Raw genomic sequence first — 289 nt, 5'->3', positions numbered from 1 at the left:
GGGCTCATATCGGTGTCTTGCGCGCCCTGGACGAAGCCGGCATCGAAGTATCGATGATCGCCGGCACCTCGATCGGCGCGCTGGTCGGCGGCTGCTATATCGCAGGCAAGCTGGACGAGCTGGAGGAGTTCGCCAGAAGCCTGACGAAGCGGCGCATCTTCGGGCTTCTCGATCTCAATCTGCGCGGCAGCGGCCTGTTCGGCGGCTTGAAGCTCGATGCGCGGTTGCGCGAGCACATGGCAGGCATCCGTTTCGAGGACCTGACAAAGCCATTCGTCGCCGTCGCTTC

Annotated in this window: 1 protein-coding gene; it reads left to right on the top strand. The window is 63.7% G+C overall.

Annotated features, from left to right (window positions below; all coding sequences use genetic code 11):
* Nucleotides 1-289: patatin-like phospholipase family protein (locus EN869_RS34070; protein ID WP_189508272.1), on the top strand; the 289-nt coding region annotated here is incomplete at both ends.

Source organism: Mesorhizobium sp. M2D.F.Ca.ET.226.01.1.1 (genome assembly GCF_004022705.2).
Taxonomy (GTDB): domain Bacteria; phylum Pseudomonadota; class Alphaproteobacteria; order Rhizobiales; family Rhizobiaceae; genus Mesorhizobium.
The sequence above is the reverse complement of the archived record's forward strand: the minus strand, read 5'-3'. Positions and strand labels throughout refer to the sequence as shown.